The organism is Enterobacter cloacae complex sp. S3 (assembly GCF_014930495.1).
Lineage (GTDB): Bacteria > Pseudomonadota > Gammaproteobacteria > Enterobacterales > Enterobacteriaceae > Enterobacter > Enterobacter asburiae_B.
In genome coordinates this window covers 1-16,339 of the sequence record NZ_JADBRD010000020.1, presented here as the reverse complement: position 1 = coordinate 16,339, position 16,339 = coordinate 1, and the positions used below count along the sequence as shown (strand labels likewise).

At 57.7% G+C, this 16,339-nt stretch carries 16 protein-coding genes; 9 read left to right on the top strand and 7 right to left on the bottom strand.

Annotation, left to right across the window (positions count from 1 at the left end):
• The first annotated feature begins 6 nt into the window (after window positions 1-6).
• Window positions 7-708: a DnaA inactivator Hda gene (locus IM317_RS12950; RefSeq protein ID WP_211438414.1), complete on the top strand. Its 702-nt coding sequence runs from the start codon at window positions 7-9 to the stop codon at window positions 706-708.
• Window positions 709-749: 41 nt separating this feature from the next.
• On the opposite strand, the gene IM317_RS12945 is transcribed toward IM317_RS12950, so the two are convergent.
• Genes IM317_RS12945 through celB form a run of 3 tightly spaced genes read right to left on the bottom strand, consistent with a single transcriptional unit; the run spans window position 750 to window position 4,450 of the window.
• A complete protein-coding gene (locus IM317_RS12945) occupies window positions 750-2,171 on the bottom strand; it encodes a M17 family metallopeptidase (RefSeq protein WP_033146176.1) in 1,422 nt (473 codons plus the stop codon).
• Window positions 2,171-3,127, bottom strand: coding sequence for a N(4)-(beta-N-acetylglucosaminyl)-L-asparaginase (locus IM317_RS12940; RefSeq protein WP_033146175.1), 957 nt, complete (start codon window positions 3,125-3,127; stop codon window positions 2,171-2,173). Before IM317_RS12940 ends, IM317_RS12945 begins: the two co-directional genes overlap by 1 nt.
• 3 nt (window positions 3,128-3,130) lie before the next feature.
• Window positions 3,131-4,450, bottom strand: coding sequence for a PTS cellobiose transporter subunit IIC (celB, locus tag IM317_RS12935; RefSeq protein ID WP_024907562.1), 1,320 nt, complete (start codon window positions 4,448-4,450; stop codon window positions 3,131-3,133).
• Window positions 4,451-4,596: 146 nt separating this feature from the next.
• On the opposite strand from celB, the gene IM317_RS12930 reads away from it, so the two are divergent.
• Window positions 4,597-5,421 (top strand): helix-turn-helix domain-containing protein, encoded by an 825-nt coding sequence (locus IM317_RS12930; protein WP_033146174.1) that lies wholly within the window; start codon window positions 4,597-4,599, stop codon window positions 5,419-5,421.
• On the opposite strand, the gene arsC is transcribed toward IM317_RS12930, so the two are convergent.
• Both arsC and bepA read right to left on the bottom strand, forming a co-directional pair.
• Window positions 5,418-5,774, bottom strand: a complete 357-nt coding sequence (gene arsC / locus IM317_RS12925) for an arsenate reductase (glutaredoxin) (protein WP_023308762.1) — start codon at window positions 5,772-5,774, stop codon at window positions 5,418-5,420. The two genes, IM317_RS12930 and arsC, sit on opposite strands and share 4 nt — an antisense overlap.
• Window positions 5,775-5,792: 18 nt before the next feature.
• Entirely contained in the window at window positions 5,793-7,256 is a 1,464-nt protein-coding gene (bepA, locus tag IM317_RS12920) for a beta-barrel assembly-enhancing protease (RefSeq protein ID WP_033146173.1), read from the bottom strand.
• Between the two features lie 221 nt (window positions 7,257-7,477).
• On the opposite strand from bepA, the gene IM317_RS12915 reads away from it, so the two are divergent.
• Window positions 7,478-8,542 (top strand): AI-2E family transporter, encoded by a 1,065-nt coding sequence (locus IM317_RS12915; RefSeq protein WP_033146172.1) that lies wholly within the window; start codon window positions 7,478-7,480, stop codon window positions 8,540-8,542.
• Window positions 8,543-8,638: 96 nt separating this feature from the next.
• On the opposite strand, the gene bcp is transcribed toward IM317_RS12915, so the two are convergent.
• Window positions 8,639-9,109 (bottom strand): thioredoxin-dependent thiol peroxidase, encoded by a 471-nt coding sequence (gene bcp / locus IM317_RS12910; RefSeq protein WP_032659360.1) that lies wholly within the window; start codon window positions 9,107-9,109, stop codon window positions 8,639-8,641.
• Entirely contained in the window at window positions 9,109-9,678 is a 570-nt protein-coding gene (locus tag IM317_RS12905; protein ID WP_033146171.1) for a glycine cleavage system transcriptional repressor, read from the bottom strand. The genes bcp and IM317_RS12905 overlap by 1 nt, the downstream gene beginning before the upstream one ends.
• Before the next feature lie 145 nt (window positions 9,679-9,823).
• Here IM317_RS12905 and dapA point away from each other — a divergent pair, with 145 nt between their 5' ends.
• The 6 genes from dapA to ypfH all read left to right on the top strand — a co-directional run bounded on the left by dapA (window position 9,824) and on the right by ypfH (window position 16,281).
• Window positions 9,824-10,702 carry a 4-hydroxy-tetrahydrodipicolinate synthase gene (dapA, locus tag IM317_RS12900; RefSeq protein WP_033146170.1) on the top strand — a complete coding sequence of 293 codons (879 nt, stop codon included), beginning with the start codon at window positions 9,824-9,826 and terminating at the stop codon, window positions 10,700-10,702.
• A 16-nt stretch (window positions 10,703-10,718) separates the two neighbouring features.
• Window positions 10,719-11,753, top strand: coding sequence for an outer membrane protein assembly factor BamC (gene bamC / locus IM317_RS12895; protein ID WP_033146169.1), 1,035 nt, complete (start codon window positions 10,719-10,721; stop codon window positions 11,751-11,753).
• Window positions 11,754-11,862: 109 nt separating this feature from the next.
• Entirely contained in the window at window positions 11,863-12,576 is a 714-nt protein-coding gene (gene purC, locus IM317_RS12890; protein ID WP_023332985.1) for a phosphoribosylaminoimidazolesuccinocarboxamide synthase, read from the top strand.
• A 120-nt stretch (window positions 12,577-12,696) separates the two neighbouring features.
• Window positions 12,697-13,566 carry a neutral zinc metallopeptidase gene (locus tag IM317_RS12885; RefSeq protein ID WP_033146168.1) on the top strand — a complete coding sequence of 290 codons (870 nt, stop codon included), beginning with the start codon at window positions 12,697-12,699 and terminating at the stop codon, window positions 13,564-13,566.
• The gene (locus tag IM317_RS12880; RefSeq protein WP_033146167.1) at window positions 13,566-15,512 is read left to right on the top strand and encodes a tRNA(Met) cytidine acetyltransferase TmcA; all 1,947 of its coding nucleotides are present in this window, start codon (window positions 13,566-13,568) and stop codon (window positions 15,510-15,512) included. The genes IM317_RS12885 and IM317_RS12880 overlap by 1 nt, the downstream gene beginning before the upstream one ends.
• Window positions 15,513-15,585: 73 nt before the next feature.
• Window positions 15,586-16,281, top strand: coding sequence for an esterase (gene ypfH / locus IM317_RS12875; RefSeq protein WP_033146166.1), 696 nt, complete (start codon window positions 15,586-15,588; stop codon window positions 16,279-16,281).
• Window positions 16,282-16,339: the final 58 nt, after the last annotated feature.

Genomic DNA, 16,339 nt, shown 5'->3' with positions numbered 1-16,339 from the left:
GTATTTCTGAACGGACCGGCACAGCTCTCTCTGCCACTCTATCTCCCTGACGACGAAACTTTCGCGAGTTTCTGGCCGGGTGATAACCCCTCTTTACTGGCTGCACTGCAAAACGTGCTGCGCCAGGATCACAGCGGATACATCTATATCTGGTCACGTGAAGGCGCGGGGCGCAGCCATCTGCTGCATGCCGCCTGCGCGGAGCTTTCGGCGCGCGGTGATGCAGTAGGCTACGTGCCGCTGGATAAACGTACCTGGTTCGTGCCTGAGGTGCTGGAGGGAATGGAACATCTCTCGCTGGTCTGCATCGATAATATCGAATGCGTGGCGGGGGACGAGCCGTGGGAAATGGCGATCTTTAACCTCTACAACCGCATTCTGGAGTCGGGCAAAACCCGGCTGCTGATCACCGGCGATCGTCCGCCGAGACAGCTCAATCTGGGGCTGCCGGATCTGGCATCTCGTCTGGACTGGGGGCAAATCTACAAGCTCCAGCCGCTGTCGGATGAAGATAAGCTTCAGGCGTTACAGCTGCGCGCAAAGCAGCGCGGGTTTGAGCTGCCGGAGGACGTGGGGCGCTTCCTGCTCAAGCGGCTGGATCGCGAAATGCGCACGCTGTTTGACACGCTCGATCAGCTCGATCGCGCCTCCATTACCGCCCAGCGCAAGCTGACCATTCCGTTTGTCAAAGATATTCTCAAGCTGTAGTTGTGCCGGGTGGCGGCTGCGCCTTACCCGGCCTACGAAAACTAGACATCCCCCAGCAGGTGTTCAACCAAAAGTGGAATTGGTCTTCCCGATGCCACGCTCCTGCCGCTCTCTCGCCACAGCGCCGTACCGCTGATATCCAGATGCGCCCACGGAATGGTCGGCGGGCAAAAGTGGTGCAGCAGCCACGCCGCCGACGCGCTGATTGCCGCATTGTTGGTCGGCGTGTTGCACAGATCGGCGATGGCGCTGTCGGTCTGTTTTTTCAGCCGCGCATCCAGCGGCAGGGACCACACTTCATCGCCACTTTGCTTACCCGCCAGCGTCAGCGCCGCACGCAGCGGTTCATCCTGCGTCATCAGCCCGCTCAGCTCATACCCCAGCGCCTTCACGACCGCACCGGTTAAGGTCGCCATATCAATAATATAGCGCGCCTGCGGATGACGAAGGCTGGCCCAGGCGATGGCGTCCGCCAGCACCAGTCGGCCTTCGGCATCGGTGTTGTTGATTTCAACCGTGGTGCCATTGCAGGCCGTCGCCACCGTGCCGGGCTGCATGGCGTCCGGGCCGATGGCGTTTTCCGCCAGCGCCAGCACGCCCATGATGCGTACGGGCAGCGCCAGCTCTGCCACGGTCAGCATCAGGCCTAGCACGTTAGCCGCACCGCACATGTCGTATTTCATGGTGTACATGCCCGCGCCTTCCTTCAGCCACAGGCCGCCGGTATCGAAGGTTATGCCTTTTCCCACATAGCAGCGCACCGGGCCGTCGTTGACGCCGTTATAATGGATCGCCAGCAGGCGCGGCGGACAGGTCGCCCCTTTGCCAACGGCGTGCAGCAGCCCCAGACCCTGCTCAGCAATAGCCTTTTCGTTCAGCACTTCGCAGCGCAGAGCGGGGAAGGCGGCACAGAGCCTTTGCGCCTCTTCCACTACAAACTGCGGCGTGCAGCGGTCGGACGGCATATCCGCCAGACGTCGCGCCGCGACCATGCCGCGGGCGATGGCCTGCTGCTGGCGGAAGACACCCTCCAGTTTTGCCTGCTGTTCCGGCAGGCAGAGGGCGGTGATGCGCGTAAGGCGCACCGCCGATTCATCCGTTTTCTTCAGCTTCAGGTCGCTCAGCCTGTGCGCCTGATTAAAGAGAAAGCGCAGCACCTGCGCCAGCACCACATCGTTGATATCGGTAACGTCCAGTATCAGCCCGAGGCTGACGGGCGAGGCCAGCAGCGGGCGAAGCGCCGTCAGCAATCCTTCGGTCAGGCTATCCTGCCAGAGGGCATCCGGCAGCAGAGTGATCCGGGCAAACGGGGCGCAGCCAAAGCGGGTGTCAGCGATGCTGGCAGACTCGCGCATTTCCGCGACAAGCGCCGTTTCGGGCAAATGCGTACAGGAGGCGGACGCAATCAAATGGCTTTGCGGAGCCGCGTCAGAAAGCGCGGTGATAAACTGATACGTGATCATTATGACTCCTCAATCGGCGCGCGGATCCGCGCGGCATAGGCCTGCATCCACTCATCGTCTACGGCGTGATAATGCGTTTTCTCCCGCAGGCGTTCAGTACGAAAAACGATGAGGGGCTGGCGAGCCGTCGCCACCACAAACGAGAAGGTTTTTATGTTGGTGGCGGCCCCGAATTCGCCCCTGTTGTTCATGCACACCACGGAAAGATCGCCCGCGCGGCCAAAGCGCGACATCAGCTTGTCTTCCAGCTCGAACACCACCGAATCCGCCGCCTGCTGGGGCGTCATACCCTGCGCCATGCGGCGGACAATTTCGTAGCTGGTGCAGCCTTTCATCAGATCTTCACCGACGCCCGTTGCGGTGGCCGCGCCGGTTTCACTGTCGCAGTAAAAGCCGGAACCAATAATGGGTGAATCCCCGAGTCGACCGCGTTTTTTCATGAACAGGCCGCTGGTGGAGGTGGCGACGCTCATTGACCCTTGTTTATCAAGGCCGATAATGCCGACGGTGTCATGCCCGTCGTAAGGGCTTAAGCCCTTATCCAGCGTTTCGCGGCAGCGTTTGCGGTAGTGCTGCATGGCGCGGTCAGTGAGCATAGTTTTGTCGGCAAAGCCCTGGCTCAGCGCCCATTCCCGCGCACCCTGGCCGACCAGCAGGCTGTTGTAGCGCTGGCGGCTTAACGCATGCGCCACGCGCACCGGGTTGGCGATATCCACCAGGTTGCCCACGGCGCCAAACGCCAGCGTATCGCCGTCCATGTAGGCGGCGTCCAGCTCCACTTCGCCATTTTCGGTGGGCAGCCCGCCGTAGCCGACGGATTTATAAAACGGAAAGTCTTCGACGGCGGCGACGGCATCCACCACCGCTGCAGAGACCGGTTTACCCGCAGCCAGCGCAGACGCAGACTCCGTAACGCCTTCAAGCGCCATTCTCCAGGTCGCGATAATTCCCCACATGCTTTACTCCTGTTTTGCAAGGGTGGTGTCGGTTTGCGTAACGGTGGCCATTTCCGCCGCGCGGTACTGTTTGTCCACGATACGCATAAAAGGCAGGTACAGCATGGCGCCAATCAGCAGGTTGATAAGCTGCATGACGCTGCCGCTCAGGTGTCCGGTAACGATAAAGCCGCTGATAACCGGCGGCAGCGTCCAGGGAATAAACACCCCGGTGGTGACGGCAACCGCGCCAATCTTCATCGCCGCATACTGCACGGTGACCAGCACCAGCGGCACCAGGTTGAACGGGATAAGCATTATCGGGTTCATAATCACCGGCAGGCCAAACAGGATCGGTTCGTTGATGTTAAACACCGATGCCCCGGCGCCGAGGCGCGCCACTTCACGCATGTTTTTGCTGCGGGCGAAAATCAGCATCGCAATCACCAGCGACAGCGTGGCCCCCGCGCCGCCCATCCAGATCATGTCAAAAAACTGTTCGGTGATAATGTGCGGCGGCGTCGTGCCTGCCTGAATCGCGGCGATGTTGTCGGTCTGGTTCTCCATCCACAGCGGGCGAATGATGCCGTTGATCATCGAGCCGGAGTTAATGCCCACTGACCACAGAATGGTGATGCTGAACACCGTCATCAGCGCGCCAAAGTAAGAGGTGCCGTAGTGGCGCACCGGCGTGGCAACCACTTCGTAAATAAACTGGTGGATGGTGTTGTAGTGGGTGTTTTCAAACACGATGCGGATACCGAGCACCAGAATCATCACCAGCAGGGCCGGGATCAGCGCGGCGAACGACTCCTGCACCGCCGGAGGCACGCCGTCCGGCATTTTGATCACCAGTTTTTTGCGCTTGAGCCAGCAGAACAGTTCCGTCCACAGCAGGGAACCGATCATCGCCACGAACAGCCCTTTGCTGCCAATCCACTCCACCGGAATGACGGTAATACCGCCGTTTTCCGCCACTTTGATAAAGGGCGTCAGGATGAGAAAGGCGACCAGCGCCAGGATACCGCAGGAGATGCGGTCTTCACCGTAGTGTTCCGCCAGGCGGAAGGCCACCAGGAAGCTGATGAACAGCGACATGGTGGAGAAGACCGCGTTGAACGGGATTTCAATAATGGCGCTCCAGCTCTCACCAAAGGCCTGAGACATAAACTGCTGATAGGCTTGATTCGGGAACGACGAGATCACCAGCAGAATAGAGCCGACGATGATAAACGGCATGAATGACACGTAGGCGCCGCGAATGGCCCCGAGATGACGCTGCTGGGCCGTTTTGGCCGCCAGCGGCATCAGTTTTGCTTCAAGAAATCCCAGAACATTGTTCATTGTGAACTCCGTACAAGATTGAGGGGTGTTGTTTGTGTTATGTCTGGGGATTATCAGTGAAGCGCGGCGAGCGAAAGGTGAAATCGGTCACAAAGCAATCGCTGGTGTAGTATAAATCTCATAAGATTGGTTCCGAGGATCCTGCGATGGAAATTAAACTGCATGCTAATGCCACCACGACGCCGCGCATCCGTCGCTATCTACAGCAGTCAGATAAAAGCGACAGGGAGCTGGCCACGGAGCTGGGTATTTCGGTCACTACCGTCAGGCGCTGGCGCAACCGCGAGCAGGTTTCGGATAATCACACGACGCCAAAAGTGATACACAAAGCATTGAGACAGGAGCAGGTTGCGCTGGTCAATGCCCTGCGGGATATCACTGGCGCCCCGCTGGACGACCTGCTGCAGATGGTCAATAGCGGACTCGGGATCGCCGTGTCCCGCGCGACCCTGAACCGCTATCTCAAACCGGCTTCGATAAAGCAGAAGGGCGCGACGTTGCAGGGAAAAAAGGCGCTGAAGGCAGGTATCGTGCCGCAAAAACTCCTGTTACATCATCAGCCTCTGTCGCTGCATATGGACGATGGCGGGGAACAGCATCTGCTCTGGGCGCGTGAACCCGTGAGCGGCTGGTGCTACGCCCGGCTGTACGCGGGCATTTCTCCGCAGCTGCTGGCCCACTGGACGAATGACGCGCTGGCAGCCTGTCCGGCTGATATTCAATCTGTTGAGACTTTTGGTTTCGAGGTGAAGCTTGAGGAGCGTAATACCACCGTAACGGTGCATCCACAGCAATACCGCGCCGTTCAGGTTGATCTACCGCTATGTGAAATCATCCCACGTCTGAACAGTGAACCGGCAGGCGAGCTGTTGATCCAGCTGTGCGAATTTTACAACCGGGGAAAAGCGCAGAAAAAGCTGGGAGAGAGTACGCCGCAGGCCTTTCTGGAAGCGCTGCGGCATAAGGACTAGAGGATCTCGAGCACGTCTTCCGGCGGGCGTCCAATGCGCGCCTGGCCGTTCGCCACCACTATCGGGCGCTCAATCAGCTTTGGATTTTCAACCATCGCCTGGATCAGCTCAGCCTCGGTGAGACGGCTGTCATCCAGGTTAAGCGACTTATACAGATCTTCTTTCTGACGCATCAGCTCTCTTGCACTGCCCATTCCCAGCATGTGCAGCAGCTGGCGGAGGGTTTGCGCGTCAGGTGGGGTGTCGAGGTACAGCACGACTTCCGGCTCAACGCCGTTAGACTTCAGCAGGCTCAGGGTATCGCGGCTCTTGGAGCAGCGAGGGTTGTGATAAATTTTTACGGCGTCTGTCATGACGTGAATTCTCCTTTATTACATCTTCTCGTACGGCTTAAAGCGCTGCTGCAGGCCGCGCAGCTGATCGATACGCGCGTCGTAACGGGCCTGCTGGAGGCTGCCGAGTTTGACCTGCGCGCTGGCGCTGCTGAGCGTGGAAATCGCCTGATCGAGGCGGCCCACCAGGGCAAAACCTTCGGCACGCGCCGCCAGCTCCTGATCGCGGTTGCCGAGCTGGGCTTCCGCCTGAGCGAGCAGATCCCAGCCGTTTTGATCGTCTTTATTGTTAAAGGTATAGCGGTTCAGAATGGTCGCCGCTTCGCCAGGCTGACCGCCCTGTAAGTAAGCGTTCGCCAGGTTAAGCTGCAGCACCGGGTTGGTACGGACGTCTTTCGCCCCCTTCAGACGGTTGATCGCATCGGCCGTTTTCTTCTGGCCCAGATCGATATCCGTCGACAGATCGAGGTACCACGGGTTGTTCGGGTCTGCAGCCAGAAGCGGTTGCAGCGCTTTGCGCGCCTCGTCGTATTTGCTGGCTTCCATCGCCTGGAGCGCCTGACCATACTGCGCGGCGTTTTTCTCACGCACGTTGCCTTTCGCCAGGGTATCCAGCAGATCGCTGGTGAGCTGGTTACGCCCGGAGTTGTACATCCCAAGCGTTCTCACCTTCGCCATGTAGAAATCCTGCGAAGACTGGACCACCACCGGACGCATCTGGTTGGCACGGTTACGCGCGTCCGACAGGCGACTTTCCGGCAGCGGGTGGGTCAGCAGAATTTCCGGCGGACGGGAAGAGTAACGCGCCTGATCGAGCAGTTTTTCGAGGAAGCTCGGCATGGCCTGCGGGTCAAAGCCCGAACGCTGCAGCACCTGAATCCCGATGCGGTCCGCTTCCTGTTCGTTTTGCTGGGTAAAGCTGATCATCCCCTGGCGCGTTCCCGCCAGCGTACCGGTCAGGGCCGCCATCCCGGCCTGCGGGCTGGCCATCGCCAGCAGAATGGAGCCCAGTGCGCCCACCCAGGTGAGGGGGGCGTTACGTTTCTGGTCTTCCATGGCGCGCGCCAGGTGACGCTGGGTGACGTGCGAAATTTCGTGCGCCATTACCGAGGCCAGCTGGCTTTCGTTGTCGGAATAACGGAATAACGCCGAATGCAGCACCACGTTTCCGCCAAAGAAGGCGAAGGCGTTGATTTCGTCATTATTGATTAAATAGAAATGGAAGGGCGTTTTTACCGAGTCGGCGTGCGAAACCAGACGCATCCCCAGCCCGTTAATGTACTGTACCAGCAAAGGATCGTTGATCAGCGGGGCGCTACCGCGCAGTTGGCGAACATAGTAATCCCCCATTTGCATCTCTTGCCCAATAGAGAGCGTGCTTCCTGCTGTGGTGCCCATGTCCGGCAATGAATCGGACGAGTCAGCAAAAGCGGGCAACACCTGACCGACCGTCACCGCGGCAATCAGTGTTGCAACCAGTGTTTTTCTCAACTGCCTGAACATAACCACTGTCCTGTATGTTGGATGTGCTAATTTGACCGATGAACCGGCATAACGTTCATCTCTGCTGCTCTGCGAGTGTAGCCGTGTTACGGCATGAAGAAAATCCCATTCATCAGGCTTTTGCGGATTGCGATCGGGATACAAAAAGCGAAAGTCTTTTTTGTGACAGTTAGATACAATTCACCGTCTCACTCCCGCCATTCGATTCAGGGAAGGGTTGTATGCTCGAAATGTTAATGCAGTGGTACCGGCGTCGGTTCAGCGACCCGGAAGCCATTGCTTTGTTGGTTATTCTGGTTGCCGGGTTCGGTATTCTGTTCTTCTTCAGCGGCCTGCTCGCGCCACTGCTGGTTGCGATTGTGCTGGCATACCTGCTGGAGTGGCCGACGGCGCGCCTGGAACACATCGGCTGTTCCCGCCGCTGGGCGACCAGCATCGTGCTGGTGCTGTTTGTCGGCATCCTGCTGCTAATGGCCTTTGTGGTGATGCCGGTCGCCTGGCAGCAGGGAATTAACCTGATCCGCGACATGCCCGGCATGTTGAACAAGCTGTCTGATTTTGCCGCCACGCTGCCGCGCCGTTACCCGGCCCTGATGGATGCCGGGATTATTGACGCGATGGCCGAAAATATGCGCGCCCGCATCATGACGATGGGCGATTCGGTGGTGAAGTACTCTCTGGCCTCGCTGGTCGGACTGCTGACGCTGGCGGTTTACCTTGTGCTCGTGCCGCTGATGGTTTTCTTCCTGGTGAAAGATAAAGATCAGATGCTCAACGCCGTGCGCCGTATTCTGCCGCGCAACCGCGGGCTGGCAGGGCAGGTCTGGGAAGAGATGAACCAGCAGATCACCAACTACATTCGCGGCAAGGTGCTGGAGATGATTGTCGTGGGGGTCGCCACCTGGATTGGCTTCCTGATTTTCGGCCTGAACTACTCGCTGCTGCTGGCGGTGCTGGTGGGGCTGTCGGTCCTGATTCCATACATCGGCGCGTTTGTGGTGACCATTCCGGTTGTTGGGGTCGCGCTGTTCCAGTTTGGGCTGGGGACAGAGTTCTGGAGCTGCTTTGCGGTGTACCTGATTATTCAGGGCCTGGACGGTAACCTGCTGGTACCGGTGCTGTTCTCCGAAGCGGTGAACCTGCATCCGCTGGTGATTATCTTGTCCGTGGTGATTTTCGGCGGGCTGTGGGGATTCTGGGGCGTGTTCTTTGCGATTCCGCTGGCGACGCTGATTAAGGCCGTGGTCCACGCGTGGCCGGATGTGCCGGCGGTGGAAGAGAAGTAGTTTTTGTGCGGCCTGATGCCCTCACTCCGACCCTCTCCCACGGGGAGAGGGGGAAAACATTAAAAACGGCAACCTGGGTTGCCGTTTTGCTGTTTATCAGGCGCTTGCTTTCAGCCAGTTCAACACCACGTCGTGGTGGTTGCTGGTTTTGAAGTCGTCAAACACATGTTCAACTTTACCGTCAGCGTCAATCAGGAAGCTGATGCGGTGAATGCCGTCGTAGGTTTTACCCATAAACGTCTTCTCGCCCCAGACGCCGAACTGCTCGCACACCTGATGATCTTCATCAGAAAGCAGCGTGAAGTTCAGCAGCTCTTTTTCAGCAAATCGTGACAGCTTTTCTGGTTTATCCGTGCTGATACCCAGCACTTCCACACCGACTTTTTTCAACTCGTCCATGTTGTCGCGTAAGCCGCAGGCCTGTACGGTGCAGCCGGGGGTCATGGCTTTCGGGTAGAAATAGACCAGAACACGCTGTCCCTGGAAGTCGGTCAAATTTACTTGCTCGCCGTCTTGATCCGGTAAGCTAAATTTCGGTGCGATGTCACCGGCTTTCAGTGGGTTCATTACTCAACTCCATCCTGTTCGTGCTGCGAATAATTGACGACGCTTATACTGCCCTGCGCGTTTAATTCTGTACAGAGGGCTTTGAACGCTTGCTCGATATTTGACGCATCCTGTGAGGCAGGGCTGTGCGCGGTAATTTGAATAAACAGCACCGGAAGACCATGGTCATCGCTTGTCTGCGTACGGGAAACCAGTTCGGCAATATTCATCTGATGATTGTCAAAAAGCGCGGTGAAACGCTCAATCAGATGCGGTGAATCAGGCACTTCAACCTGCACCCAGACGGTAGAAGGCAGTGCCGGACGCGGACGCGCGGTGGTGCGCTTCATGACAATCAGCAAATCCAGTTCGGCCCCCTTCAGCGGCAGGGTCGATTCAATCAACGTAATGGCGTTCCATGTCCCGGAAAGCAACATAATAAATGTGAACTCTTCGCCAAGCATCGCCAGACGGCTGTCTTCGATATTACAGCCGCAGCTGCTTACGTGACGGGTGATGGTGTTCACGATACCCGGCCTGTCGGCACCCAGCGCAGTGATAACCAGGTAATGTTGTGATGAGGTTGTCAAACCTGTTCTTCCTTTGCATGGTTAAGTCTTCCTAAGGAAAGCATAAAAAAAACATGCATACAACCGCCTGCGAGCCTCAGGTCGCTTGCTTTTATTACAGTTCCAAACGTAACATTGAGGCTCTTGTTCGCACAGAGGATGGCTCATGTTCACGGGAAGTATTGTCGCGCTTGTTACACCGATGGATGAAAAAGGTAATGTCTGCCGGTCAAGCATGAAGAAGCTCATTGATTACCATGTCGCCAACGGAACCTCGGCGATCGTTTCGGTAGGGACTACCGGTGAATCCGCAACGCTGAGCCACGACGAGCACGGCGATGTGGTGATGCTGACCCTGGAACTGGCGGACGGACGTATTCCGGTCATCGCGGGGACAGGGGCTAATGCAACCGCAGAAGCTATCAGCCTGACCAAGCGTTTTAACGACAGCGGCATCGTGGGCTGTCTGACGGTGACCCCTTATTACAACCGTCCTACTCAGGAAGGTTTGTTCCAGCACTTCAAAGCCATCGCTGAACATACTGACTTGCCACAAATTCTGTATAATGTGCCGTCCCGTACCGGTTGCGATATGCTGCCGGAAACCGTTGGTCGTCTCTCGGAAGTAAAAAATATTATCGGTATTAAAGAGGCGACAGGGAACTTAAGCCGCGTTCATCAGATCAAAGAGCTGGTTTCAGACGACTTTATCCTGTTGAGTGGTGATGATGCGACCGCGCTGGACTTTATGCAGCTCGGTGGTCATGGCGTGATCTCCGTAACGTCAAACGTTGCGGCGCGCGATATGGCTGAAATGTGCAAACTGGCCGCAGCCGGTCACTTTGATGAAGCGCGCGTCATTAATCAGCGTCTGATGCCGCTGCACAATAAATTATTTGTCGAACCCAATCCGATCCCAGTGAAATGGGCATGTAAGGAGTTGGGGCTTGTAGCAACCGATACGCTGCGTCTGCCAATGACACCGATTACCGACCACGGTCGTGACATCGTCAGGGCGGCGCTGAAGCATGCCGGTTTGCTGTAGAGTTTAGGGAGATTTGATGGCTTATTCAGTACAGAAGTCGCGCCTGGCGAAGGTTGCGAGTGTTTCGCTTGTTATGCTGCTCGCTGCCTGTAGTTCAGATTCGCGCTACAAGCGCCAGGTGAGCGGTGATGAGTCCTATCTGGATGCGACCCCGCTTGCTGAACTTCACGCACCGGCTGGTATGATCCTGCCGATTCAGAACGGCGATTATAATATTCCCGTGACCAACGGCAGCGGCCTGGTCGGTAAAGCGCTTGATATTCGTCCGCCAGCACAGCCTCTGGCGCTGGTCAGCGGGGCGCGTACCCAGTTCACCGGTGATACGGCGTCTCTGATGGTTGAGAGCGCGCGCGGTAGCACGCTGTGGCCGCAGGTTGTCAGCGTCATTCAGTCGAAGAACTACACCATCGATAAACGCGATGACGCCAGCCAGACGTTAACCACCGACTGGATCGAATGGAACCGCCTGGATGAAGACCAGCAGTACCGCGGTCGTTATCAAGTCTCCGTTAAACCACAGGGTTACCAGCAGGCGGTTAACGTTAAGTTGTTGAACCTGGAGCAGGCGGGTAAACCGGTTGCGGATGCCGCGTCCCTGCAGCGTTACAGCACCGAAATGCTGAACGTGATTGCCGCGGGTCTGGATAAGACCGCTACCGATGCCGCCAACGCCGCGCAGAGCCGCAACGGCGCGACCTTCGATGTGCAAAGCGGTGCGGATGATACCGGCCTGCCAATGCTGGTGGTGCGTGCACCGTTTAACCAGACCTGGCAGCGTCTGCCAGCGACGCTGGAAAAAGTGGGCATGAAAGTGACCGACAGCACGCGTTCAACCGGCAGCATGACGGCAACGTATAAGCCGCTCTCCGACAGCGCATGGCAGGAACTGGGCGCGAAAGATCCTCAGCTTGCCTCCGGTGACTACAAGATTCAGGTAGGCGACCTTGATAACCGCAGCAGTCTGCAGTTTATCGATCCAAAAGGTCATACGCTGACCCAGTCGCAGAACGATGCGCTGGTCGCTGTCTTCCAGGCAGCATTCAGCAAATAAATACGAGGGCTGGTGAATCCAGCCCTTTTTATTTTAGTGCTACGCAAACGTGTGCGTGGCATAATATCCCCAGTTTTGAACACAAATCATCACACCAGGAGTAATGAAGATGCAGAAGCAAGCTGAGTTGTATCGTGGCAAAGCGAAGACCGTATACAGCACGGAAAACCCGGATCTGTTGGTGCTCGAGTTCCGCAATGATACGTCAGCAGGGGATGGCGCACGCATTGAGCAGTTCGATCGTAAAGGCATGGTGAACAACAAGTTCAACCACTTCATTATGACCAAACTGGCCGAAGCGGGCATCCCGACCCAGATGGAAGCGTTGCTGTCCGATACGGAATGTCTGGTGAAAAAACTGGATATGGTTCCGGTTGAGTGCGTTATTCGTAACCGTGCGGCGGGCTCCCTGGTGAAGCGTCTGGGCATTGAAGAAGGTATCGAACTGAATCCACCGCTGTTCGACCTGTTCCTGAAAAACGATGCCATGCACGACCCGATGGTCAACGAATCCTACTGCGAAACCTTCGGCTGGGTGAGCAAAGAGAACCTGGCGCGTATGCAGGAGCTGACCTACAAAGCCAACGATGTGCTGAAAAAACTGTTTGATGACGCGGGCCTGATCCTCGTCGACTTCAAGCTGGAGTTTGGTCTGTTCAAAGGCGAAGTGGTGCTGGGCGATGAGTTCTCACCAGACGGTAGCCGCCTGTGGGATAAAGAAACCCTGGATAAAATGGACAAAGACCGTTTCCGTCAGAGCCTGGGTGGCCTGATTGAAGCGTACGAAGCGGTTGCTCACCGTTTAGGCGTTAAGCTCGACTAACTCCCTCACTTGCCAAAGGATGTTCCCATCCTTTGGCGTCTTACCCTTGTTTCCTATGGTAATCTTGCCGTTAACCGCCTACGATCATAGCTATTATAAATGGAATAGTTCGAGGTGGTTATGCGCTGGCAAGGGCGTCGTGAAAGTGACAATGTAGAAGACAGACGCAGTGATGGCGGCGGCGGTCCTTCAATGGGAGGGCCCGGCTTCCGGTTACCCAGCGGCAAGGGCGGGATAATCCTGCTGATTGTCGTGCTGGTTGCGGGGTATTACGGCGTTGACCTCACCGGGTTGATGACCGGTCAGCCGCTGCAGCAGCAGGAGCATTCTCAGCGCTCCATCAGCCCGAATGAAGATGAAGCGGCCAAATTTACCTCCGTTATTCTCGCCACAACAGAAGACACCTGGGGTCAGCTGTTTGAGAAGATGGGGCGTACCTACCAGCAGCCGAAACTGGTGATGTACCGGGGGGCAACCCGCACCGGATGCGGTACCGGGCAATCTGTGATGGGGCCGTTCTACTGCCCGGCAGACGGCACCGTCTATATCGATCTCTCTTTTTACGATGACATGAAACGCAAGCTTGGCGCTGACGGTGATTTTGCCCAGGGCTACGTGATCGCGCATGAAGTCGGTCATCACGTGCAAAAGCTGCTGGGGATTGAGCCCAAAGTGCGCCAGCTTCAGCAAAATGCGTCTCAGGCTGACGTGAACCGCCTTTCCGTTAAAATGGAACTGCAGGCGGACTGCTTCGCGGGGGTCTGGGGCCACAGCATGCAGCAGCAGGGCGTGCTGGAATCCGGCGATCTTGAAGAGGCGTTAAATGCCGCTCAGGCTATCGGTGACGACCGCCTTCAGCAGCAGAGCCAGGGGCGCGTTGTGCCGGACAGCTTCACTCACGGTACTTCACAGCAGCGCTATAGCTGGTTCAAACGCGGCTTCGACAGCGGCGATCCGGCGCAGTGTAATACCTTCGGCAAAGCGATGTAATGCTGCAGTTTGAAGAGCTGATAAGCGAGCTTGAGCGCACCGGCCATCGTCGGCTGGTGGTGCTCAGCGGTGAGGCGCAGTGGACGTTAACCCAGGCGCTGACCCTGCGTGACGCCTTGCCCGGAGACTGGGTAAGGCTTGACGAACACCCTTCAAAAGCCATCGGCGGCCTGCTGGGACGCGAGTACCGGCACGCTGTTTTTGACGCCAGCGCCGGGTTTGATGTCGCCGCGTTTGCCGCCCTGAGCGGAACGCTGAGCGCCGGAAGCCTTCTGGTGCTGCGGGTTCCGCCGCTCGACGCGTGGCCCGGGTTGCCAGACAGCGATTCACTGCGCTGGAGCGACAGCGCCGAAGCGATAGCCACTCCGCATTTTGTACGCCATTTCTGCCGGACGATTGCCGCCGACCCCGACGCGATTGTCTGGCATCAGGGCCGTGCGTTATCTCTTCCACCTTTACCCGACGCGCCTGACTGGCAGCCTGCCAGCGGCGCCCCGCAGCGCGAGCAGGCTGAGATCCTGGATGTGCTGCAGGGGATGGCGGAGGGCATCGTGGCCGTCACCGCCGCGCGCGGGCGCGGAAAATCAGCCCTGGCGGGCATGTTGCTAAACCGCATTGCGGGCAGCGCCGTGGTTACCGCGCCGTCGAAGGGGGCGACGGATATCATCGCCCGCTTTGCCGGAGAGCGTTTTCATTTTATGGCCCCGGACGCGCTGCTTGCCTCTTCACACCGGGCTGACTGGCTAATTGTCGATGAAGCCGCTGCGATCCCCGGACCTCTGCTTGAAAAGCTAGTTGCCCGTTTCCCTCGCGTGCTGTTGACCACCACGGTGCAGGGATATGAGGGGACGGGCCGGGGATTCTTGCTTAAATTCTGCGGTCGGTTTGCCGGGCTGCAGCGCTACAGCTTATCTACACCGGTACGCTGGGCGGCGGGCTGCCCGCTTGAGCGGGTTGTTGCCAGCGCGCTGCTGTTTGACGATACGCTGATTGACCGACGCCCGGAAGGGGAGGTGCGTTTAACGTCTCTGACGCCGACGGCATGGGAAAGCCGCCCGGCGCTTGCAGCGAGCGTATACGAGCTTCTCTGCGCGGCGCATTATCGCACCTCGCCGCTCGATTTACGCCGCATGATGGACGCGCCCGGGCAGCAGTTTGCCGTTGCCGAAACGAATCCGGTTATCGCCGGGGCGCTCTGGCTGGTGGAGGAGGGCGGGCTCTCCCCTGAGCTTAGCCGCGCCGTGTGGGCAGGATACCGGCGTCCGCGCGGTAACCTGGTGGCGCAGTCTCTTGCGGCGCACGGCGGCTCTCCGCTGGCGGCGACGCTCAGAGGACGACGGGTGACCCGCATTGCCGTACATCCTCACCGTCAGCGGGAAGGGATTGGCCAGGCGCTTGTTCGCGGCGCCAGCGGCGAAGACTATCTGTCGGTGAGCTTTGGTTATACCGATGAGCTGTGGCGTTTCTGGCAGCAATGTGGGTTTGAGCTGGTGCGGATGGGCAGCCATCGTGAAGCCAGCAGCGGCTGCTTCACCGCGATGGCCTTGCTGCCGCAGAGCGAGGCCGGGCGTCAGCTGTGCGAGCAGGCGCAGCAGCGTCTGAAGCGCGATGCGCGGGTGCTATCGGCCTGGAACGGTGAAAAGATCCCCGTGGAAGACGGCTGGGAAGCTACCCTTAATAATGACGACTGGCTGGAGCTGGCGGGGTTTGCTTTTGCTCATCGGGCGTTTTCAACCTCGGTTGCCGCACTGACGCGGCTGTTGTTAACCGTGGATATGCCGCTTCCGGCCCTGCGCGGGAAAATGGACGGAAAAACGGAAGACGTCGGGCGAAAAGCGTTGCTGGCAACGTTGCGAAATGAAACCGCGCAAGCGATTGAAAGTCTTGATTATCTCCGTAGCCAGCAGTTGAAAGAAGACATTTTGCAATGGCAATTTTTTCAATGACTTCTTCAGTAAAGTGGCATGGTCATTCACGTCGGGAGGCGTAGAATCCAGGTCATCTATTAAGGAGACCACCATGAAACACGACCATTTTGTTGTTCAAAGCCCTGACAAACCGGCTAAACAGTTACTGCTTCTGTTTCATGGCGTTGGCGATAATGCCGTCAATATGGGTCAGATTGGCAGCTGGTTTGCGCCCGTGTTTCCGGAAGCATTGATTGTCAGCATCGGTGGCGTAGAGCCATGTGGTCCGAACGGACGCCAGTGGTTCTCTGTTCAGGGCGTGACGGAAGAGAATCGTCAGGCTCGCATCGACGCCATCATGCCCACCTTTATCGACGTCGTCCGCTACTGGCAGCAGCAGAGCGGCGTGGGTGCTGACGCGACCGCGCTGATTGGCTTCTCGCAGGGGTCAATCATGTCGCTGGAAAGCGTAAAAGCGCAGCCGGGTCTGGCGTCACGCGTCATTGCGTTTAACGGTCGTTTTGCGACGTTACCGACAAGCGCGACCACGCAGACCACGATCCACCTGATCCACGGTGGCGAAGACCGGGTGATTGAGCTCTCGCATGCGGTTGCCGCTCAGGAAGCGCTGATTCGCGAAGGTGGAGACGTGACGCTGGATATCGTTGACGATCTGGGCCACGCGATTGACGACCGTAGCATGCAGTTCGCGCTCGATCGTTTGCGCTATACCGTACCGAAGCACTACTTTGATGAAGCGCTCAGCGGCGGCAAGCCGGATAACGATGATATTGTAGAGTTTATGTGATTATTTCCCCTCACCTCTAAGGGGGAGGGAACATGGCTCCCCTCGCCCCTCTGGGGAG